The sequence below is a fragment of the Methylobacillus draconifructus genome, from assembly GCF_045984355.1.
Classification (GTDB): domain Bacteria; phylum Pseudomonadota; class Gammaproteobacteria; order Burkholderiales; family Methylophilaceae; genus Methylobacillus; species Methylobacillus flagellatus_A.
Map to the genome: position 1 here is coordinate 609,852 of NZ_JBJQII010000001.1, position 19,411 is coordinate 629,262.

A 19,411-nucleotide genomic window follows, 5' to 3' on the forward strand; every position below is an offset into this window, starting at 1 on the left:
AGATTCCCCAATGTTGCTGTCATTGACCAAGACCATCACCCGCCTGCTGTTCCGCATTGAAGTATTCGGGCAGGAACACATCCCATCGCCTGAAAAGCTCCTCATCATCAGCAACCACGATTCCTTTCTCGATGGCTTCCTGCTCGGCCTGTTCCTGCCGATCCGCACCACCTTCGTCGTGCATACCACGGTGCTGGACAACTGGTTCTTCCGCTGGATACTGGGCCATGTCCCCCATTTGGCCGTCGATACCGCCAGCCCGCTGGCGATGAAGAAAGTCATCCGCCTTCTCGAAGCTGGCGAATCGGTGATGATCTTTCCCGAAGGCCGCATCACGCTCACCGGCAGCCTCATGAAAGTCTATGACGGGCCTGCCTTCGTTGCCGCCAAGACTGGCGCCACCATCCTGCCGGTACGCATCCGCGGCGCGGCAAGAAGCTGGTTCAGCCGCCTGGAGCGCGACTTCCCGCGCCAGCTGCTGCCCAAGATCACGCTCACTATCCTGCCGCCTACCGCCCTGCCGATGCCTGACGCGCCCAGCGCCAAGCAGAGGCGCCGCCTGGCAGGCGAACAAATGCAAGGCATCATGCAGCACATGATGTTCGCCTCCGAGCCCACCGACACCCTGTACGGCGCGCTCCTCAACGCGATTGATACTTATGGCCGCAAGCGCAAGCTGGTGGAGGACATGCAGCAAGTAGAGGAGGACTATGGCAGCGTGCTCAAGAAAAGCCTGGCACTCGGCCGCATTGCCAGCAAGGTCAGCGCCGAAGGGGAGACCGTCGGCGTGCTGATGCCCAATGTCACCAACACGGTTTGCCTGATCTTCGGCATGAGCGCTCTTGGCCGCATCCCCGCCATGCTCAACTATACGGCCGGCACCAGGGGCATGCAGAACGCCTGCATTGCCGCCGGGATCAAGACCGTCATCACCTCGCGCAAATTCCTCGAGACCGCCAAGCTGGTCGATGCCGTCACCAAGCTAAGTCATATCGACGTGGTGTACCTGGAAGACATGCGCAGCGAGTTTGGACTTGCCGACAAACTATGGCTGATGGCGTATGCGTTACGCTTTCCCAAGCGCATTGCGCGGGTACGCAACCCAGACGCGCCCGCGGTGGTATTGTTCACGTCAGGCTCCGAAGGCAAGCCCAAGGGCGTGGTGCACAGTCACCGCGGCATCCTCGCCAATATTGCGCAGATCCGCGCCGTGATCGATTTTTCGCACCGCGACAAGTTCATGATGGCATTGCCCTTGTTCCATGCCTTCGGCTTCACCTGCGGCGGCATCATGCCCTTGGTATGCGGCAGCAAGGTGTTCATCTACCCATCGCCGCTGCACTACCGCGTCATCCCGGAAGTGATCTACGACCGCGGCTGTACCGCGCTGTTCGGCACCAGCACCTTTCTCGGCAACTATGCCAAGTTCGCGCATCCATATGACTTCTACAAGATGCGTTACGTGGTGGCGGGAGCGGAAAAGCTCAGCAATGAAGTCCGCAAACTGTGGATGGACAAGTTCGGCATCCGCATCCTGGAGGGCTATGGCGCGACCGAGTGCGCCCCCGTACTGGCGGTGAACACTCCCATGGCGAACCAGGCCGGCAGCGTCGGCATGCTGCTGCCCGGCCTGGACCATCAACTGGAGCCGGTGCCCGGCATCGACGGCGGCGGCCTGCTCAAGGTCAAGGGCCCCAACGTGATGCTGGGCTACTATTTCTACGACAATCCCGGCAAGCTGCAGCCGCCGCAGGACGGCTGGTACGACACGGGCGACATCGTCGACATGGATGCCCGCGGCTTCGTCACCATCCAGGGACGGGTGAAGCGCTTTGCCAAGGTCGCGGGTGAAATGGTCTCGCTGGAAACCGTGGAGCAAATCGCCCACGCAGCGTCGCCCGACCACCAGCATGCCGCGACTACACAAAGCGACACACAACGCGGAGAGAATATCGTGCTGTATACCACGGATGCCGCGCTGGCCCGCGATGCCCTGGCGCACGCCGCACGCCACACCGGCAACATCGAACTCGCGGTTGCCCGCAGGATCGTGGCCGTCAAGGCGCTGCCGCTGCTCGGCACCGGCAAGACCGACTACGTCACGCTCAAGCAAATGGCTGAAAACGAAAGATAACCATGACAGCTCACAACCCGACCGTCCCGCAAACCTCGCTGCTCAGCCGCGGCATGCTGGCCGTCATGCTTGCCCAGTTCCTCTCCGCTTTGGCCGACAACGCGCTGCTGTTTGCCGCGATCGCCCTGATCAAGGCCGGTAGCGCCCCGGCATGGCAGGTTCCGCTATTGCAGGAATTCTTCGTGATTGCCTATATCATCCTGGCGCCCTTTGCCGGGCCGTTCGCCGATACATTGCCAAAGGGGCGCGTGATGCTGATAGCCAACAGCATGAAGTTCCTCGGCGCCGCGGCCATGCTCGCGGGGCTCAACCCCTTGCTCGCCTATGGCATGGTCGGCCTCGGCGCGGCCGCCTACTCGCCCGCCAAGTACGGCATCCTGAGCGAACTGGTGGCAGTGGAAAAGCTGGTCAAGGCCAACAGCCTCATGGAAGGTTCCACCATTGTCGCCATCCTGCTAGGCGCGGTGGTAGGCGGCTGGCTCGCGGACTACTGGCTGGCCGGCGCATTGTATGCCATCGCAACGGCCTACCTGCTTGCCGCCGCCATCAACCTGCTGATCCCCCGGCTGCCGCCCTCCCATGTCCTTACCAACTTCGCGCCGCTCGCCATGTGCCGGGACTTCTTCCATGCAACCCGCACCTTGATGCAGGACCGGGATGCGAAGTTTTCCATCGTCGGCACCAGCATTTTCTGGGGGGCGGGCAGCACCTTGCGCTTCCTGCTGGTGGCCTGGGTGCCGGTCGCGTTGAACATCCACGACCTGAGCACGCCGGCCAACCTCAGCGGCGCCGTCGCCATCGGCATTGCGCTAGGCGCGATTGCCGCCGCGCGCTGGGTGAACCTGCGCACGGTCAACCGCGCCTTGCCCGCGGGCGTCCTGATCGGGCTGGCGATCATGGCGTTTGCCTATAGCGGCAACATCGCCACCGCGATCGCATGGCTGCTGCTGATCGGCTTTCTCGGCGGTTTCTACGCCGTGCCGCTCAATGCGCTGCTGCAGGAAAGGGGCCACGAATCCGTGGGCTCCGGCCACGCCATCGCGATCCAGAACCTGTTCGAGAATATCAGCATGCTCTTGATGATGGGACTCTACATCCTGCTCAGCAAGCAACAGTTGCCCGTCATCCCGATTACCGTGACCATAGGCGGGTTGGTGTTCCTGGCGATCGGCTGGCTCGCCTGGTCCCGCATCCGCCAGGAAGCCAGGTAGGAGCCATCCTACATATCATTCAGCCGATGCCTGAATTTGTTGCTGAGCTAAAGCCACTATATTGCTAAGACCTGATCATTTACGAGGAGAGCACCATGAAGAAATTGACTGCGTTCCTGATGTTGTGCGGGTTTATTGCCCTGACTGGCTGTAATACCATGAAGGGCGCCGGGCAGGATATCCAGCGCGGCGGCGAGAAGCTGGAAGATTCGGCAGAACGCCATAAGTAAGCTCAAGCACATTCATGCTCATGAAAATCATGAGCTGGTTTTAATGGCTTGCACGCATGCCAAACCTGTTCGAGGGGCGTAGAGTTTGATCCACGTTCTGCAGTTTGCAAAACGGTTACAACCCCGAAATCATCTACTAAGGAGGTTTATCATGTGGACCAAGCCAGAAGTGACCGAAATGCGTTTCGGCTTTGAAGTGACAATGTACGTTTGCAATCGCTAATCGATTGCCCAGGTACATCAAGTGAATGGGAGCTTACGCTCCCATTTGTTTTTCCGGCGATTGCAACGCCAGCTATGACTACGCCGCCTCGAACCACTTCTGCAAGAAATCGGCAAAAGTGCGCACCATGAGCGAGGTTTGCCTGTGTTGCGGATACAGCGCATAGACAGCGCCGATGTCTGCGGTGTACTCCTGCAGGACTTGTACTAGCTCGCCTTTCTCGAGCGCCTCCCGCACATAAAATTCAGGCAGGCCTACAATGCCCAGCCCGGCAATCGCCGCCTCGCACATCACCTCCCCATGGTTGGAACGCAATACCGGATGCACCTGCAGTTTGAGCGGCTCGCCCGCATCGGTGAACAGCCACTCCCCGGCTCTTGCCGTGATGCAGCGGTGCCGGCCCAGCTGCGTCGGCGATTGCGGCGCTCCATATTGCGCCAGGTAGCCCGGGCTGCAGCAATAGACCAAGGCCGAATCCGTCAGCTTGCGCGCGACCAGGCCTTCGTCCGGCTGCTTGGTGATGCGGATCGCCATGTCGTAACCCTCGCCGACCAGGTCCACCAGGCGGTTATCCACATCCAGCGCCACTTCCAGGTTGGGATGCAGTTGCATGAATTGGTTGAGCGCGGGCGAGAGCACCATGCTGGCGAAGGACACCGGGGCGGAAAGGCGCAGCAGGCCGCGCAGTTCCCCCGTGCTGCTGGATATTGCCTGCTCGGCTTCATCCACTGCTTGCAGGATCGCCAGGCAGCGCGTGAAAAACACCCGGCCCAGCTCGGTCGGCGACAACTTGCGCGTCGTGCGTTGCAGCAAGCGCGCACCCAAGCGCTCTTCCAGCTCCATCACGCGCCGGCTGACGAGTTGCTTGCTGATGCCCAGATGTCTGGCGGCCGCAGTGAAATTCCCGCTTTTCACCACTTCGGCGTAAATGCGCATTTGTTCCAGTTGATTCATATTGTCAACTATATAGGGACAGTCTTACCAATAAAAACCTGATTATCAATATTTTGTTCACAAAATACAATGCATTCATTCTTTCACTTCAACCAAAAAGGAAACATCATGAATGCCGCAAATATCACCGCATTGCTCGGCCGCGCGCTGCTGGCCGCCATTTTCATCATTAGCGGATTCGGCAAGCTGGCCGACCCCACCGGCACCATCGCCTTCATCGGCAGCACGGGCGCGCCCTTGCCCGAACTGGGTTATGCCATCGCGTTGCTGGTCGAATTGGGGCTGGCTGCCGCGTTGCTGGTCGGTTATCGCGCACGCATCTCGGCATTGTTGATCGCCTTGTTCACGCTGGCCGCCGCGTTCATGTTCCACTTCGACTTGAACAACCAGGTCCAGACCATCATGTTCCTCAAGAACCTGGCGATCGCGGGCGGCCTGCTGCAGATCGCCGTCCATGGCGCAGGCGGCCTGAGCCTGGATGCCTATCGCCGTTAACAGCGGCCAACAAACTATCCTGGCGTTCTTGCCCTGCCTGACCGTACTGCTTGTACTGTCGGCGGCAGAACGCCAACCGATCGTTGCGCTGGGTTTTGTGACTGCTTTCAATATATCTGCAGAACTCGAGAACATTCATCATGCTTCGGCATGACGGATGCAATAGACACAAGCAAAAACAGGAGCACTCCATGAGCACATTGTTCATTTCGCATGGCGCCCCCAGCCTGGTGCTTGAGCCTGGGAAAACTGGTGAAATGCTCGCAGAGCTGGGTAAATCGTTGCCCCGCCCGGATGCCATCGTGGCGGTTTCGGCGCACTGGGATACCCAGCAACCCCGCATCAGTGCGGCAGCGCGTCCCGAGACCATTCATGATTTCGGCGGGTTTCCGCGCGCCATGTACGAGATGCAATATCCGGCGCCCGGCGCCCCGGAATTGGCCCGCACGGTCGCGGAAGGACTTGCGGCCCAAGGCATTGCAGTGCAAATAGACACGGTACGAGGGCTGGATCATGGCGCATGGGTGCCGCTGATGCTGATGTATCCGGAGGCGGACATCCCCGTCGCCCAGCTCTCGATACAAAGCCATGCCGGGCCACGCACGCATTACCGGCTGGGACAGGCGCTGGCAGGATTGCGCACTCAGAACGTCATGCTGCTGTGCTCGGGCGCCATTACCCACAACCTGCATGATTTCTTCAGCGCGGACCGCGATGCGCACGTCCTCGACTATGTTCCAGCGTTCAGCGGCTGGATGGCGGAAAAAATTGCCGCGGGCGACACCGAGGCGCTGCTGGACTATCGCCGGCAAGCGCCCGGCGGCGTACGCGCCCACCCGCATGAAGACCACCTCATGCCGCTGTTTGTCGCCCTGGGCGCCGCCAGCGGAAAAGCCATCCGCTATCAACCCGAAAATACGTTCGGCATCCTGGCGATGGATGCCTATGTCTGGGATTAAGAACGGCTGACAAAACTCTCCTGGCGTTGTTGCCCTGTCTTGTCGTGCTCCTTAGTATTGCCTACGGCAAGGCGTCTAGCCAGGACCGCTCCGCTGAGTTTTGTTATGCGCTCAAACCGTGAACAGGCTTTTATACTCCATCCGTCTGCAACAGCACGCGGCTATTGGAGATGACCGCTACTTGGCGACCGGCAGCGGGAAATTTTTCGGCAGAAGCACCCACATGCGGCCTTCCTGTTTCATGGCGCCAGCCTGCTGGCCGGCTGCGTCTCCCGCCCCCCAGAAGAAATCGGCGCGCACCCCGCCCTTGATCGCCCCGCCGGTGTCCTGCGCCAGCACCAGGCGGTTGAGCGGCGCGCTGCTGTTGGGATAGGTGGTGGCGAGAAACACCGGCGCGCCCAGCGGGATGAACTTGGGGTCCACCGCGATCACCCGCTCTGCAAGGATGGGCACGCCCAGCGCGCCTAACGGCCCCGGCAGGTTGGGAGGCAGCTCGCGGAAGAAGACGTAGCTGGGATTGGTATTCAACAGCTCCTGCAGCTTGGCGGGATTCTGGCGCCCCCATTGCTTGATGCCCTGCATGGAGGCCTTGTCCAGCGTCAGCTCCCCGCGCTCGACCAAGGTACGGCCGATAGACTGGTAGCTCATGCCGTTCTGGTCCGCATAGCCGACGTGCACCGCCTCGCCATTATCAAGCTGGACCAGGCCGGAGCCTTGCACTTGCAGGAAGAACAATTCCACCGGGTCGTTGACCCAGAGCAATTCCCGACCGGCCACCGGCGCCATGCCATTCTCTATTTCGGCGCGCGTGAAGTAGGGCACCAGCTTGTTGCCGACGACACGGCCGCGCACGCGCTTGTTGGCAAGCTCGGGAAACAGGCTTGCCAATTCGACGGTAATCAGGTCATCAGGACGGCCGTACAATGGGTAGCGGTACTTCGCCGACTTGACCCGGCTGCCCTTGAGCAGGGGCTCGTAATAGCCCGTCACCAGGCCGGTATCGCCGCCGTCCTGGTTGGCGGCCTGATAGACGTTGAAATATTGCTGGAAGTAAGCAAGCACCTGCGAATCGGCGGGGCGCGGCGGCAAATGCGCCGCAGCCTCGCATGCCGCCTGCCACGGCTGGCGGTTCTTCAGGGTACTGCAACCCAGCAGCCAGGCGGGCCAGGCCGCGCCCAACTGCGCCTGCTCGAACCCGGCAAGGTCCTGCCAATGGGCCGGCTTGAGCAAGCCGTAATCAGGAATCTTGCTCGCGGGCGCTTGAGTGGCGGGAGGCTGCCTGGGCTGTTCCGGAACAGGCACGGATGGCGCGAGCAATTCCGGGCACTGGCAGGGCTGCTCTACCTTGACGTGGCGATGGCCGCCACACGCCGCCAACAGCAAAGCCAATAACAACCACGACTGCTTGCGCAGGCTGTAAAAAGGCATGTTCATGGATCAGTGCAGCACGCGCGGCATGTTGAGCTTGAAAGGCGCGATCTCGCTATCGAACTGCGTGCCGTCTTCTGCCGTGATGTGGTAGAAGCCGCGCATCTCGCCCACGGGCGTGTTCAGCATGGTGCCGCTGGTATATTGAAAGCGCTCGCCAGGCTGGAGCAGGGGTTGCTGGCCGATCACGCCCAGGCCGCGCACTTCCTGCGTCTTGCCGGCGGCATCGGTGATGATCCAGTGGCGGCTGATCAATTGCGCGGCCACGTTGCCGGTATTCTCGATATGGACCGTATAGGTGAACACGTAGCGGTTTTGCTCCACGTCGGACTGGTCAGGCACAAACGCTGTCTCCACCTTCACTGAAAATGCATAGCGCTTGTCCTTGGTCATCTGTCTTCCTTGTCCTGGCCCGGCTTATCCAATCAGGCCGGTGGTTGGCGAGCTGGGCGATGCGGAATAAAGCTTGCGCGGCATGCGGCCTGCCAGGAAAGCCTCGCGGCCCGCCTCTATCGCCTTCTTCATCGCGCCCGCCATCAGCACCGGGTCTTTCGCCGCGGCAATCGCGGTGTTCATGAGCACGCCCTGGCAGCCCAGCTCCATCGCGATCGCGGCATCGGAGGCCGTACCCACCCCGGCATCGACCAGCACCGGGATCTTGGCGTTCTCGATGATGATCTGCAGGTTCCACGGGTTCAATATGCCCATGCCGGAACCGATCAGCGACGCCAGCGGCATCACCGCGGCACAGCCCATGTCTTCGAGCTGCTTGGCGATAATGGGATCGTCCGAACAGTAGACCATGACGTCGAAGCCGTCCTTGATCAGCGTTTCCGCCGCCTTGATGGTTTCCAGCATGTTCGGGTACAGGGTATTGGGGTCGCCCAGCACCTCGAGCTTGACCAGCTTGTGGCCGTCGAGCAGCTCGCGCGCGAGGCGCAAGGTGCGCACGGCGTCATCCGCGCTGTAACAGCCCGCAGTGTTCGGCAGGTAGGTGAATTCTTCCGGCGGCAAGTATTCCAGCAATGAAGGCTCGCCCGCATTCTGGCCGATATTGGTGCGGCGGATCGCCACCGTGATGATTTCGGCGCCGCTGGCATCGATGGCCGCCCTGGTCTGCTCGAAATCCTTGTATTTGCCCGTACCCACCAACAGGCGCGAGTTGTAGCTCTTGCCTGCAATATTCAATGTATCCATTCAACCGCCTCCTACTGCGCCCACGATTTCAAGTTTGTCGTCACTGTCGAGCACCGCCTCGGCAAAACTGCCGCGCGGCACGATTTCACCGTTGCGCTCGATGGCAAGGCGCTTTCCGGCGAGTCCCAGCTTTTCTACCAGCTCTCCCACCGTCAGGCGCTCAACATCGAACTGTCGTGGATTTCCGTTGATGGTCAGATGAATCAATTGATACTACCCTAATGAATTTACCCAAAGTGAAATGAACGATTTAGAGACAGGCAGGAACCGCTGCCGATAGAGCGACATTTTACGTAGGTTCATGGGCAATTAGCAAACCAGGGATATGGGATGATATTTGAAATGCTTGAATAACAAGCCATTTACCCTGCTGCTCTCAACATTGCAGCCGAATAACCGATAGTAAGATAGAAGCATGGGCAAATGCCCGCAACAGCCCTGCTTGACTGGACATGCCGTGCCATATAGGCTTCGGCAGATTATACAGGGTGAACACTACGAGAATAAGACTAGGCAGAGAAATTGTCATATCAGCCATCCGCACATTCACAGGCATTGTTCAAGGCCGGCCTAGCTGCCGAGGCTGAGCACAACTACCTGGATGCTCTGTCGAAATACACCGCCTCGCTCGAGGCCGGGAGCGGACAACTCCAGACCTGGCTCAAGATCGGCAACCTGTTCCTGCGCACCATGAAATACCAGCAGGCCGCGGAAACCATGGAGTTCGTGCTGGGCATGGAGCCGCAGAATATCGAAGCGATCTACGGGCTGGCTATTGCCTATTTCTACCTGGGCCGCCACGAGGAAGCCTGCGCCTTCATCGACCATGCGGTGGAAACGCAGCCGGACAACAATACCTATGCGCTGGATCGCGCCAATATCCATTCGCTCGCCAAGCCCGACCCGGCCCGCAAACGCCAGCTCTATGAAGAATGGGGTCGGCGTTTTGCCGACCCGCTGGGCAAGAACCCCATCGCGTTCGGCCATGACCGCGCGCCCGACCGCGTGCTGCGTATCGGTTATGTCTCCGGCGACTTGCGCGACCACGCGGTGGCTTATTTCATGGAGCCGGTATTCGCCCATCACGATCCAGAGCAGGTAGAGGTTTTCGTCTACGCCACCAGCAACCAGCCGGATGCCGTCACGGACAGGCTGAAAAAGCTGGTGCCGCACTGGCATGATGTCTCCAGACTCAACGACCAGGCGCTCCATGCCCTGATCCGCAAGCACCAGATCGATATCCTGGTCGACCTTTCCGGCCATACCCAGGGCCACCGCCTGTTCGTCTTTGCCCGCCGCGCGGCCCCGGTGCAGGTCACATGGCTGGGTTACGTCGGCGGCACGCTGGGCATGCAGGGCATGGACTACCGCCTCACCGACTGGGGCATGGACCCGGTAGGCAACGAACAGTTCTACGTGGAAAAGCTGTTCCGCCTGAACTGCATGGCCAGCTACATCCCGCCCGCCGACGCGCCGCTGGAGCCGTCACCTCCCATGCTGCAAGGCAACCCGCCCACGCTGGCCTCGCTCAACAGCTCGCGCAAACTCACCGATGCCGCCCTGCTGGTGTGGAAACGCATTCTCGAGGCCCGTCCCGATGCGCAGCTGCTCATCCACGTGCAGGAGCAAAGCGTAGAAGACGCCGTCAACACCATAGAACCCAGGCTGATCAGGCTAGGGCTGCCGCTGGAGCGCATCATCGTCTCGCCCATGGTGCCCATGGCCGAATTCATGACGCGCGGCCAGATTGTGGATGTCGCGCTCGACAGCTTCCCGGTGTCCGGCGGCACCACCACCTTGCATACCTTGTGGATGGGCTTGCCCGTCGTCGCCATGGATGCCACCGATGCGGTGTCCGCCTCCACTGCAGCCACGCTGAAAGGATTGGGACTGCACGACTGGGTTGCGCGCGATGAGGACGAATATATTGCCAAGGTGCTGCACTTGCTCGACCATCCTGAGTTGTTGACTGAACAACGCGCCAGGGCGCGCCGGCTGATGCAGTCATCCGCGCTCATGGACTATGCCGGCCGTTGCCGCGAGCTGGAAACCGCGTACCGCCAGCTCTGGATCAATTACTTGCTCGGGCGCCCCAAGTTCCTCAGGGTGGGCGCCACGTATTCGGAAGACCTTCATCAACTACGCAACGCCTATGACCAGAAGCAAGGGCAACCCATATGAGCCAGCATGCCGCCATCCCGCTATTGACCCCGCTATTGCCTGACCGGGAGGCGCTCGCTCCATACCTGGCCAAGCTGGACCAAAACCGGCACTACTCCAATTTCGGCCCGCTCAACAACGCACTGGAAGCGCGGCTGGCCGGCATGTTCGAAGAACACGGCGCCTATCCGCTGCATGTCACCACCACCAGCAGCGCCACGCTCGGGCTGGAGCTGGCGCTTAGCAGCCTCGACCTGCCGGCCGGCAGCAAGGTCATTGTGCCGGCGCTGACTTTCGTCGCCTCGCTGACCGCCATCATCCGCGCAGGGTATATCCCGGTCATCGCCGACATCGATGCGCAAAGCTGGCTGCTGACGCCGGAAATCGCCACAGAAGCCGCCATACAGACCGGGGCGCGTGCCGTGCTGGCCGTCGCGGCATTCGGCCAACCCCAGGATACCAGGCATTGGAGCGACTTCCAGCGCAAATCCGGCATCCATGTCGTGATCGATGCCGCAGGCGCGTTCGGCAGCCAGTGGGTGGAGGCGCCCGACATTCCGGTCGTCTACAGCATGCACGCCACCAAGTCGCTCGCGGCGGGCGAGGGCGGGCTGGTCGTCAGCGGTAATAGCGTCATCAACGTCCATATCCGCCAGCTCAGCAATTTCGGCATCAACCTGGACTCGAACGCCGGCTTCCCGGTCGGGCACCTATCGTTTGTAGGCAGCAACGCCAAGCTGTCCGAATACCATGCCGCCGTCGCCCATGCCAGCCTGGACCAATGGGACGCGCAAGCCAGGCTCAGGCAGGACATTTACCGCGCTTACCGCCAGGCGTTGGAAAACGCCTGCGGCGACCTGCTGCAATGGCAGGCCGGCATCACGCTGGCCGCGCCGACGATTTTCTGCCTGCGCATGGCCGCAGAAGCGCGCGACCGGCTGGAAACAATCTGCCGGCAACGGCAAATCGCCACCCGGCGCTGGTACCAGCCGCTGCTGCACCAGCATGCCGCGAAGGTGGCCCCCATCATCAAGCAGCCGACGCCTGTGGCGGAAGCCGTGGCGTCAGGCCTGATCGGCTTGCCGTTTTCACCGTTCCTGACCGGTGAAGACATTGCCCGCGTCACCAAGGCGGCCAGCCTGGCCACGGCCAGCTTAACTTTAACTCATCAAGCCTAGAACTCATCAACCCTAGCGAGAACGACCATGGACAACATCGAAACCTTCATTGAGAAATTCATTACCGCCGTCGACTTCCAGGAAGCCGTCGAGATTAATCCCGACACCAGGCTTGCAGACTTGCCGGAATGGGATTCGCTCGCGGCGCTGGGCGTGATCGTCATGTTCGATATGGAATACGGCAAGACCATCACCGGCGAACATCTGAAACAAGCCTCTACCGTGCAAGACCTCTATCAACTGCTTGCCTGAGATCGATATGGCTACCTCCACGCTCAACAATGTACGCTTCGCAGGCATGGCGACCTGCGTGCCCAAGCATGTGGTCCACAATGTGCATGACGTGCCGCCGCACCTGCGTTCAGAGCGTGAGCGCCTGGTACGCAATATCGGCATAGAAACCCGCCGCGTCTGCCCGGACTGGCAATGCTTCTCCGACCTGGCATACGATGCCGCGGACAAGCTGCTCAATGAACTGCAATGGTCACGCGACGAGATCGGTGCCTTGATTGTGGTGACGCAATCCCCGGATTACCTGGTGCCGGCTACCGCCATCATCCTGCAAGATCGGCTAGGCCTAGCCCATTCCACGATTGCCTTTGACGTCAATCTAGGCTGCTCCGCATACCCGTTTGCACTGCAACTTCTGGGCAGCATGATTGCCTCTGGCGCGATCAAGAAAGGCTTGATCCTGCTCGGCGATCGTTCGAGTTACAAGCATAAAGACCCGCTGAAAGACCCCTTGTTTTCCGATGCTGGCACTGCCACCGCACTGGAATATCAGGAAGGCGCGGCGCCCATGCACTTCGACCTCAACAGTGACGGCAGCGGTTACAAAGCCATCATCGTGCCGGTCGGCGGGCACCGCAACCCATTCCAGCTTGAACACGGCATTGCGCGCAAAGGCGATGACGGTTTCTGGCGTTCAGACCTGGACCTGCTGCTGGATGGCCCTGCGGTGATCAGTTTCTCGACGCAGCGCGTGCCGCCGATGGTGGAAAATCTGTTTGGATATTCCGGCGTTGCCAAGGATGACATCGACTACTTCATCTTCCACCAGGCCAATCGCATGATCAATGAAACCATCCGCAAGAAACTGGGCCTGCCGGAAGAAAAAGTCCCCTCCACCCTGCGCGAGTTCGGCAACACCAGCGGCGCTTCGCTGCCTGTCACCGTCACCGCGCGCCTGCGCGATGCATTGGCCGCAGGCAGGAAACGCCTGCTGTTCTGCGGCTTCGGCGTGGGCCTGTCCTGGGGCGGCGCGATTGTGGACGTGGAAAATGCCATATTCCCCGAACTGATCATTTCATGAGCGCAGCGCAGGACCCATTTTCACTAGCCGGCAAACGCGTGCTGGTGACCGGAGCATCTTCCGGCATCGGCAGGCAAATCGCCATCACCTGCTCGCAAATGGGCGCCGAAGTGGTGATCACCGGGCGCAACCCGGAGCGCCTGCAGGCGACCGCGACATCGTTGCAGGGCACAGGGCATGGCGCCATCCCTGCGGATATATCGCAGCAGGAAGGCATAGACCTGCTTGCGGAGCAGGCCGGGGTATTGGATGGCGTCGTGCATGCCGCGGGGATCTCCAAACTGGTGCCTTTCCGGCTCATCAATAAAAGCCACCTGGCCGAAATCTTCGACAGCAATACCTTTGCCCCGTTGCTGCTGACCAAGGGGCTGCTTGCCAAGAGGCGCATCGCCCGGCACGGTTCCATTCTCTTCATTTCGGCCCTGGCATCCCACAGCGGCGCCATTGCCACGGGCGCCTATGCCGCCAGCAAATCCGCGTTGCTGGGCGCGATGCGCACATTGGCCATCGAAACTGCAAAGCAAGGCATCCGCGCCAACTGCATTGCGCCAGGTTATGTGCGCACCCCCATGCTGGACGGCCTGGCCCAGGGAGGCGCCAACATGGAGGCGCTGATCGCCCGCACCCCGCTCGGCATGGGCGAACCGGAAGACGTGGCCCATGCCGCCGTGTTCTACCTCTCGGACGCCAGCCGGCACATTTCCCGCCACTACGCTTTCGTGGACGGCGGATTGAGCATACCGCTGGATATTCACGCATGACGTCGCAGGCAAAGGCATTCTCGCTGCAGGGCAAAACCATCTTGGTGAACGGCATGGCGTCGGGTGTGGGACTGGCAATTACGCAGGCGTGCGAGCAGCGCGGGGCCGACATCCTGGCAACATTCCAGCCAGGCCGGCAACTTCACGGCCTGGTGCATTGCGTGGACCAGCAGTTCGAATGCCCGGTAGCGGACTTGAGCGAATCCGACCTCATGCAGGTATTGCAGTCCAACCTCATCCAGCCCGTCATGCTGACGCAACGAGTGCTGCAGGCAGGAAGCCTGGCGCCCAATGCATCCATCGTGTTCCTGCTCTCCGCCGCCGCCCATCAAGGCGCCAAGGGGCAGGGCGCCTATGCGGCAAGCAAGGCGGCGTTGTCCGGCCTGATCAAGTGCCTGGCCCTGGAGCAGGCTGCCCACGGCATCCGCGTCAACGGAATTTCCCCTGCCGCCCATGAAGCGCTCTGGCCGGATGTAGCCAACGGCGTTATTTTCCTGCTTTCCGACGCGAGCCGCTGGATCACTGGAACCAGCTTGCCGGTTAACGGAGCAGGGACGGAACTGGCTTCATGAAAAAGCTTTACATCATTGGCGCAGGCGGCTGGGGGAGGGAAGTATTGATCCTGCTGCGGGACCATGCGGACTGCGGCTCGGCATGGGACATTGCCGGCTTTCTCGATACGCGCCCCCATATGCTGGACGGCACCGGTTGCGATGTCGGCATCGTAGGCGACCCGCTGACGCATCTGCCCAAAGAGGACGAGCTATTCGTATGCGCCGTCGGCCTGCCCAATGGACGGCAGTCCTTCGCCCAGCCTATCCTGGAAAAGGGCGGCAGGTTCTTCACGTTGCATGACGCCCCCCTGGGCTGGATCAGCGTACGGGTGCAGATCGGCCTGGGCGCCATCCTCTCGCACCGCGTGCAGGTCAGCCCCGATGTGCACATCGGCAATTTCGCCAATATCCACAGCGGCAGCATCGTCAGCCATGACGTGCGCATCGGCGATTATGCGCAGATCAGCGCCATGGTGTTCCTCGGCGGCGGGGCACAGATCGGCAGCAAGGCGATCATCTATCCCCATGCCACCATCACGCCCGGCATCAAGGTGGGCGAGGGCGCCACGGTGGGCGCAGGGGCAGTGGTAGTCAAAGATGTTCCACCAGGCGTCACCGTGTTCGGCAATCCAGCCAAAGTTATTTTCTGATCTTCAAACCGGACGGCAAACTCCATGCAATCACCTACGTACCACTGGAATCACGGCCTGCAAGGCTTTACCGCTGTCACGACTAGATACTTGCACTCGCATCTGGATCATTGAACTCTGCATATGCATTTCCCCAGGAAGACAGAACATCATGAATTTCGCGCACCTTGTTTGCCTACCCGATTTATTGCAGCCATCGCGTTCTGCATATGAAGGCATTTTTGACTTAATACGGGAACCCATCCGGCAAGGATGCGGCGCTAGCATTGGCTACCCGCCAGGCGGAAAAAAAACGCATGGGCTATTGCCCAGATTCGATTTACAACGTTTTGAGGATCTCGCGTCACAGGGAAAATTAAGCGCTCCGGATATGCTTTGGGCAAAAACATTTCACCACATGCCCATTCCAGCTATGGAGTATCTGTTCGCCAACCTGCCTGAAAACTCACTGCTGCTGTCGTATGACATTCCGCCTTGGTTGCGGCGCGCCTGCATTTCCAGAAACATTCATTTCCTCGACATCCGACAATCCCCGCTCGGTTTCGGACGTGATATCCATATTGCACTCGACACCAACCATACTGTTTTACGTGAACGTCTGGCTTCCTTGGCTATTACCAATGAAGAACTGCGTCTAGAAGCCTCACTACTCTCGGCCAACCTGCGCTCGCATCGCGCACGGCTTAATGAAGGCATGCGCCACACATTCCAGCTGGATGGCACATTGATTTACGTCAGTCAGCCCCCCAAGGACATTACCTTGCTCAACGAGGAAGGTAATTTCCAAAATCCGGACGATTTTTCAGAGCAGTTGCAAACACTGAGTACAGATCGCGAATTGCTGTTCATGATCGACTACTTTGGCCCCTACTTGTCCACCTTTGCAAACCAGCAGCGCAATGCCCTCGCCCGTCTGCTGGGGAAACCTGTCCGCGCCTGCCCTCAAAGCACTTATCAGATTCTGAGTGCCTATGATGATATCGAACTGGTTGGTATTTCCGCGGCCATGCTGCAAGAAGCAGCATGGTTCGACAAAAAGGCGCATTGGCTTGGCCAGCCTTTCACACCATTGACCGTATCCGCCCCCACACAGGACACTGGTTATTTTCAGGTTCATTTTCAAGATATTCTGGCGCCTGCGTTCTGGCATCAGGTACTTGCCCCCGAAGCGCCCACACCTCGTTTGCCGCGCCTGCCGCAACTGGACCGACACTTCGGACGTGAAACGCTGGACGAATGGAGAGAATACGAAAAGGTACTCAATTGGGAACGCCCCTTGCCGTGGCGCGCATTCGAACGATCCGGCGGCATCGTTTTGCGCAACCGCATCAATGCGCTGGAGAAAATGCAAGTATCCGTCCCCCAGACCATCGCCGAGGAACATGGCGCAGAAGATGGAATGCAAAAACGCATTCGACAACTGAAGGATACAAAGCGCGGACAAACCGCCTACATTCTGGGCAATGCCGCAACGCTCATGACCCTTGACATCGATGCTTTGATGAACCTGGAGTCCTTCTGGTTCAACAAGGCATTCGCATTGGAGGAGCAAGGGTTTTCATTCCGTCCCAAATATTACTTCTTGCGTGACCCGATCGGCCTGCACAAATGGACCAGAGAGGTCATGAACATTGAAGCGGGCATCAAGTTCTTCAGCAGGGAAACCTACAGCCTTGTCGAAAAAACCTGGCCAGAAGAATATCTGCAGCAGGACATCATCGCGCTCGATGTCAGCCAGACGCCCGGCAACTGTATGTTCGAAAGCGACGATCATTTTTCCTACGACCCATCCAAGATCATCTACTCGGGTTACACCAGTGTATTGGATGCTGTTCAGATCGCTTACTACATGGGTTATGAACGTGTGCTGCTAGGTGGCGTGGAACTTGATTATTCGCAACCATATTTTTACGGTGAAACGGTACCGAGTAGAAATGGAGTTCAGGACTGGCTTTCCGAATGCACACGAAAATCCTTCCTCGTCGCAAGAAAGCATTTCGAGAAGAACGGAAGAATATTGGCCAAGATCACGCCTTCGCCGCATCTGCCACTGGAATATATCAATGCCCCGGAAATACAGCGTTAAACAATCACGTCAATAGAGATGCCCATGCACAAGCTGAAGGAAACACTAAAGGAAAAGTTGCTGGCCATTGCCAACGAGACGACGGCACCTCATATCGAGCAATTGGACTCCCGTCCCGTTTTTTTGCTGGCGACTTCCTCCAGTTACGGCACCCTTTATACAAGCAGGATCGCCCCGCACTTAAAGAATCTCATTGCGGTCATTGACGATTTTTCTTCCGAGGCCACGCTTCATGGCGCACCTCGCTGGGATAGTGCGCAATTTCTGTCGCACGCACGAAAATATCCTCATGCCATCGCGCTCGATTTTTCCTGCGGTCCGAACGCACGCGGATGGGTAAAGAAGCTGTGCGCCGAAGCGAATATCGAAAGACGGGATTACATGCAGGCGCGTGCGCAACTCGGCCTGAATGCGGTTTATGAAACGGTAACGGAACATCGTCAAAAAACAGTGGCGCATCTGGATGCATTCATCCGCCTCGCAGATCGGATGGACGATGACTTCAGCAAAGCGACGCTCTATGCGAATCTGCTGTTCCGACTCACCTATGATCGCGAATATCTGATGCAAGTCTGGTCCAACCCTTCCGATGAATATTTCTCGGCACTTCCGGACACGACCACCTTCAGCCTGGGGAAAAACGAGCATTACTGCGATTGCGGCGCCTATCAGGGGCCGATCATCAAGAAGTTTCTCGGGGCCGCAGGCTATCAATATAAAAGCATCGCCGCATTCGAACCGGACCTGGACAATTACAAGTCTCTTTGTGCCATCAGTCACCCGTTGCTGCCCAATATGCGGTTCATCAACAAAGCGACATCAAACAAACAAGAAACCTTGCGCTTCAACTCATTTGGCACCATGTCGAGTCATGTCGAAACGAACGGCAATGTGGCAATTGAAAGCACACGGCTGGATGATGAACTGGCAGACCTGACATTTCTGAAAATGGACGTGGAAGGCTTCGAAGGTAAAACGCTGGAGGGAGGCGCAAACCTGATCCGTGCCACGCGGCCGCGGGCTGCCGTGGCGGCGTATCACTATGCGACCGACCTGCTGGAAATCGTGGCTCGCTTCGACGAAATCGTCCCCGATTATCACTTCCGACTGCGTCAGCACAATCCCAACAACTTCACCGACCTGATCCTGTACGCTTCCCCCGTACACGGCATTCATCCTCCCGAATGGGCAAGATAGTCATGCACCACCGGAGAACCATCGCCCTGGTCCCGCTGCGCGGCGGCTCCAAGAGCATTCCGCTGAAGAATATCAAGCCGATTGGTGGCAAGCCGTTGTGCGGCTGGGTGCTGGAGGCGGCGGCTGCCTGCCCGGACATCGATGCCGTTTACGTCTCGACCGATTCCGCAATCATCCGGCAGGCCGTCATGGAAATGGGGCTTGACGTACACGTCATCCAGCGGCCGGAAGAACTGGCGACAGACGAAGCATCCACCGAATCCGTCATGCTGCATTTTGCCGAGCAATTCCCCTGCGAGCGGCTGGTCACGATACAGGCCACCTCCCCATTGTTGACGGCGCGACACCTGAGCGAAGCCTTGAAGCAGTTCGACATGGAAGGCCTGGACTCCATGCTCAGCGCAGTACGCGTCAGACGTTTCTTCTGGAGCGACGATGCACAGCCGATGAACTATGATCCATTGCACCGTCCACGCAGGCAGGACTTCAACGGGACCTTGATGGAGAACGGCGCGTTCTACATCACGCGTCACACACTGCTGCTGCAAACCCGCTGCCGTCTGGGCGGCAGGATCGGTGTGCATGAAATGCCCGAACACACGGCCCTCGAGATCGACGAGCCGGCAGACTGGGAAGCCGTCTCCCGTCTGCTTGCCGCAAAACGCGGAGACGACATCTGACC

General features: G+C 59.3%; 21 protein-coding genes. 16 read left to right on the forward strand and 5 right to left on the reverse strand.

All coding sequences use genetic code 11. The features are described 5' to 3' along the window. Nucleotides 1-10 precede the first annotated feature (10 nt). The 4 genes from aas (at nucleotide 11) to pqqA (ending at nucleotide 3,798) form a co-directional block, all read left to right on the forward strand. Nucleotides 11-2,134 carry a bifunctional acyl-ACP--phospholipid O-acyltransferase/long-chain-fatty-acid--ACP ligase gene (gene aas / locus ACJSDX_RS02835; RefSeq protein WP_407993399.1) on the forward strand — a complete coding sequence of 708 codons (2,124 nt, stop codon included), beginning with the start codon at nucleotides 11-13 and terminating at the stop codon, nucleotides 2,132-2,134. Nucleotides 2,135-2,136: 2 nt separating this feature from the next. Then, nucleotides 2,137-3,345 (forward strand): lysophospholipid transporter LplT, encoded by a 1,209-nt coding sequence (lplT, locus tag ACJSDX_RS02840; RefSeq protein WP_407993400.1) that lies wholly within the window; start codon nucleotides 2,137-2,139, stop codon nucleotides 3,343-3,345. Nucleotides 3,346-3,440: 95 nt separating this feature from the next. Then, on the forward strand, nucleotides 3,441-3,575 hold the full coding sequence (locus ACJSDX_RS02845) for an entericidin A/B family lipoprotein (protein ID WP_309565881.1): 135 nt from the start codon (nucleotides 3,441-3,443) through the stop codon (nucleotides 3,573-3,575). A 151-nt stretch (nucleotides 3,576-3,726) separates the two neighbouring features. Beyond that, nucleotides 3,727-3,798: a pyrroloquinoline quinone precursor peptide PqqA gene (pqqA, locus tag ACJSDX_RS02850; protein ID WP_081774944.1), complete on the forward strand. Its 72-nt coding sequence runs from the start codon at nucleotides 3,727-3,729 to the stop codon at nucleotides 3,796-3,798. 78 nt (nucleotides 3,799-3,876) lie between these two features. Here the strand turns inward: pqqA and ACJSDX_RS02855 are convergent, their stop codons facing one another. Next, on the reverse strand, nucleotides 3,877-4,734 hold the full coding sequence (locus ACJSDX_RS02855) for a LysR family transcriptional regulator (protein WP_407993401.1): 858 nt from the start codon (nucleotides 4,732-4,734) through the stop codon (nucleotides 3,877-3,879). 126 nt (nucleotides 4,735-4,860) lie between these two features. On the opposite strand from ACJSDX_RS02855, the gene ACJSDX_RS02860 reads away from it, so the two are divergent. After that, complete coding sequence (locus tag ACJSDX_RS02860; RefSeq protein WP_407993402.1) at nucleotides 4,861-5,247, forward strand: DoxX family protein; 387 nt, start codon at nucleotides 4,861-4,863, stop codon at nucleotides 5,245-5,247. A 191-nt stretch (nucleotides 5,248-5,438) separates the two neighbouring features. Then, the gene (locus ACJSDX_RS02865; RefSeq protein WP_407993403.1) at nucleotides 5,439-6,206 is read left to right on the forward strand and encodes a DODA-type extradiol aromatic ring-opening family dioxygenase; all 768 of its coding nucleotides are present in this window, start codon (nucleotides 5,439-5,441) and stop codon (nucleotides 6,204-6,206) included. A gap of 177 nt (nucleotides 6,207-6,383) precedes the next feature. Here the strand turns inward: ACJSDX_RS02865 and mltA are convergent, their stop codons facing one another. Genes mltA through thiS form a run of 4 tightly spaced genes read right to left on the reverse strand, consistent with a single transcriptional unit; the run spans nucleotide 6,384 to nucleotide 9,038 of the window. Then, nucleotides 6,384-7,640, reverse strand: a complete 1,257-nt coding sequence (gene mltA / locus ACJSDX_RS02870) for a murein transglycosylase A (RefSeq protein WP_407993404.1) — start codon at nucleotides 7,638-7,640, stop codon at nucleotides 6,384-6,386. Between the two features lie 3 nt (nucleotides 7,641-7,643). Beyond that, nucleotides 7,644-8,027 carry a Co2+/Mg2+ efflux facilitator ApaG/CorD gene (apaG, locus tag ACJSDX_RS02875; protein WP_309565886.1) on the reverse strand — a complete coding sequence of 128 codons (384 nt, stop codon included), beginning with the start codon at nucleotides 8,025-8,027 and terminating at the stop codon, nucleotides 7,644-7,646. 24 nt (nucleotides 8,028-8,051) lie between these two features. Then, nucleotides 8,052-8,831, reverse strand: a complete 780-nt coding sequence (locus ACJSDX_RS02880) for a thiazole synthase (protein ID WP_309565887.1) — start codon at nucleotides 8,829-8,831, stop codon at nucleotides 8,052-8,054. Next, nucleotides 8,832-9,038, reverse strand: a complete 207-nt coding sequence (thiS, locus tag ACJSDX_RS02885) for a sulfur carrier protein ThiS (RefSeq protein WP_309565888.1) — start codon at nucleotides 9,036-9,038, stop codon at nucleotides 8,832-8,834. A 315-nt stretch (nucleotides 9,039-9,353) separates the two neighbouring features. Here thiS and ACJSDX_RS02890 point away from each other — a divergent pair, with 315 nt between their 5' ends. The 10 genes from ACJSDX_RS02890 (at nucleotide 9,354) to ACJSDX_RS02935 (ending at nucleotide 19,409) form a co-directional block, all read left to right on the forward strand. Next, the gene (locus ACJSDX_RS02890; protein ID WP_407993405.1) at nucleotides 9,354-11,012 is read left to right on the forward strand and encodes an O-linked N-acetylglucosamine transferase, SPINDLY family protein; all 1,659 of its coding nucleotides are present in this window, start codon (nucleotides 9,354-9,356) and stop codon (nucleotides 11,010-11,012) included. After that, nucleotides 11,009-12,169 carry a DegT/DnrJ/EryC1/StrS family aminotransferase gene (locus ACJSDX_RS02895; protein ID WP_407993406.1) on the forward strand — a complete coding sequence of 387 codons (1,161 nt, stop codon included), beginning with the start codon at nucleotides 11,009-11,011 and terminating at the stop codon, nucleotides 12,167-12,169. The genes ACJSDX_RS02890 and ACJSDX_RS02895 overlap by 4 nt, the downstream gene beginning before the upstream one ends. A gap of 27 nt (nucleotides 12,170-12,196) precedes the next feature. Then, the gene (locus ACJSDX_RS02900; protein WP_407993407.1) at nucleotides 12,197-12,421 is read left to right on the forward strand and encodes an acyl carrier protein; all 225 of its coding nucleotides are present in this window, start codon (nucleotides 12,197-12,199) and stop codon (nucleotides 12,419-12,421) included. A gap of 7 nt (nucleotides 12,422-12,428) precedes the next feature. Then, a complete protein-coding gene (locus ACJSDX_RS02905) occupies nucleotides 12,429-13,481 on the forward strand; it encodes a ketoacyl-ACP synthase III (RefSeq protein ID WP_407993408.1) in 1,053 nt (350 codons plus the stop codon). Beyond that, entirely contained in the window at nucleotides 13,478-14,242 is a 765-nt protein-coding gene (locus ACJSDX_RS02910) for an SDR family NAD(P)-dependent oxidoreductase (protein WP_407993409.1), read from the forward strand. Before ACJSDX_RS02905 ends, ACJSDX_RS02910 begins: the two co-directional genes overlap by 4 nt. Next, nucleotides 14,239-14,814, forward strand: a complete 576-nt coding sequence (locus tag ACJSDX_RS02915; RefSeq protein ID WP_407993410.1) for an SDR family NAD(P)-dependent oxidoreductase — start codon at nucleotides 14,239-14,241, stop codon at nucleotides 14,812-14,814. Before ACJSDX_RS02910 ends, ACJSDX_RS02915 begins: the two co-directional genes overlap by 4 nt. Next, complete coding sequence (locus ACJSDX_RS02920) at nucleotides 14,811-15,446, forward strand: acetyltransferase (protein WP_407993411.1); 636 nt, start codon at nucleotides 14,811-14,813, stop codon at nucleotides 15,444-15,446. Before ACJSDX_RS02915 ends, ACJSDX_RS02920 begins: the two co-directional genes overlap by 4 nt. A 151-nt stretch (nucleotides 15,447-15,597) precedes the next feature. After that, nucleotides 15,598-17,532: a hypothetical protein gene (locus ACJSDX_RS02925; RefSeq protein WP_407993412.1), complete on the forward strand. Its 1,935-nt coding sequence runs from the start codon at nucleotides 15,598-15,600 to the stop codon at nucleotides 17,530-17,532. Nucleotides 17,533-17,556: 24 nt separating this feature from the next. Further along, entirely contained in the window at nucleotides 17,557-18,729 is a 1,173-nt protein-coding gene (locus ACJSDX_RS02930) for an FkbM family methyltransferase (protein WP_407993413.1), read from the forward strand. Next, a complete protein-coding gene (locus ACJSDX_RS02935; protein WP_407993414.1) occupies nucleotides 18,717-19,409 on the forward strand; it encodes an acylneuraminate cytidylyltransferase family protein in 693 nt (230 codons plus the stop codon). Before ACJSDX_RS02930 ends, ACJSDX_RS02935 begins: the two co-directional genes overlap by 13 nt. Nucleotides 19,410-19,411: the final 2 nt, after the last annotated feature.

Bases quoted from the DNA above. Each gene is read 5' to 3' on its own strand.
- aas (WP_407993399.1), top strand. From the start codon at position 11: ATGTTGCTGTCATTGACCAAGACCATCACCCGCCTGCTGTTCCGCATT.
- lplT (WP_407993400.1), top strand. From the start codon at position 2,137: ATGACAGCTCACAACCCGACCGTCCCGCAAACCTCGCTGCTCAGCCGC.
- ACJSDX_RS02845 (WP_309565881.1), top strand. From the start codon at position 3,441: ATGAAGAAATTGACTGCGTTCCTGATGTTGTGCGGGTTTATTGCCCTG.
- ACJSDX_RS02855 (WP_407993401.1), bottom strand. From the start codon at position 4,734: ATGCGCATTTACGCCGAAGTGGTGAAAAGCGGGAATTTCACTGCGGCC.
- ACJSDX_RS02860 (WP_407993402.1), top strand. From the start codon at position 4,861: ATGAATGCCGCAAATATCACCGCATTGCTCGGCCGCGCGCTGCTGGCC.
- ACJSDX_RS02865 (WP_407993403.1), top strand. From the start codon at position 5,439: ATGAGCACATTGTTCATTTCGCATGGCGCCCCCAGCCTGGTGCTTGAG.
- mltA (WP_407993404.1), bottom strand. From the start codon at position 7,640: ATGAACATGCCTTTTTACAGCCTGCGCAAGCAGTCGTGGTTGTTATTG.
- apaG (WP_309565886.1), bottom strand. From the start codon at position 8,027: ATGACCAAGGACAAGCGCTATGCATTTTCAGTGAAGGTGGAGACAGCG.
- ACJSDX_RS02880 (WP_309565887.1), bottom strand. From the start codon at position 8,831: ATGGATACATTGAATATTGCAGGCAAGAGCTACAACTCGCGCCTGTTG.
- ACJSDX_RS02895 (WP_407993406.1), top strand. From the start codon at position 11,009: ATGAGCCAGCATGCCGCCATCCCGCTATTGACCCCGCTATTGCCTGAC.
- ACJSDX_RS02900 (WP_407993407.1), top strand. From the start codon at position 12,197: ATGGACAACATCGAAACCTTCATTGAGAAATTCATTACCGCCGTCGAC.
- ACJSDX_RS02905 (WP_407993408.1), top strand. From the start codon at position 12,429: ATGGCTACCTCCACGCTCAACAATGTACGCTTCGCAGGCATGGCGACC.
- ACJSDX_RS02910 (WP_407993409.1), top strand. From the start codon at position 13,478: ATGAGCGCAGCGCAGGACCCATTTTCACTAGCCGGCAAACGCGTGCTG.
- ACJSDX_RS02915 (WP_407993410.1), top strand. From the start codon at position 14,239: ATGACGTCGCAGGCAAAGGCATTCTCGCTGCAGGGCAAAACCATCTTG.
- ACJSDX_RS02920 (WP_407993411.1), top strand. From the start codon at position 14,811: ATGAAAAAGCTTTACATCATTGGCGCAGGCGGCTGGGGGAGGGAAGTA.
- ACJSDX_RS02925 (WP_407993412.1), top strand. From the start codon at position 15,598: ATGAATTTCGCGCACCTTGTTTGCCTACCCGATTTATTGCAGCCATCG.
- ACJSDX_RS02930 (WP_407993413.1), top strand. From the start codon at position 17,557: ATGCACAAGCTGAAGGAAACACTAAAGGAAAAGTTGCTGGCCATTGCC.
- ACJSDX_RS02935 (WP_407993414.1), top strand. From the start codon at position 18,717: ATGGGCAAGATAGTCATGCACCACCGGAGAACCATCGCCCTGGTCCCG.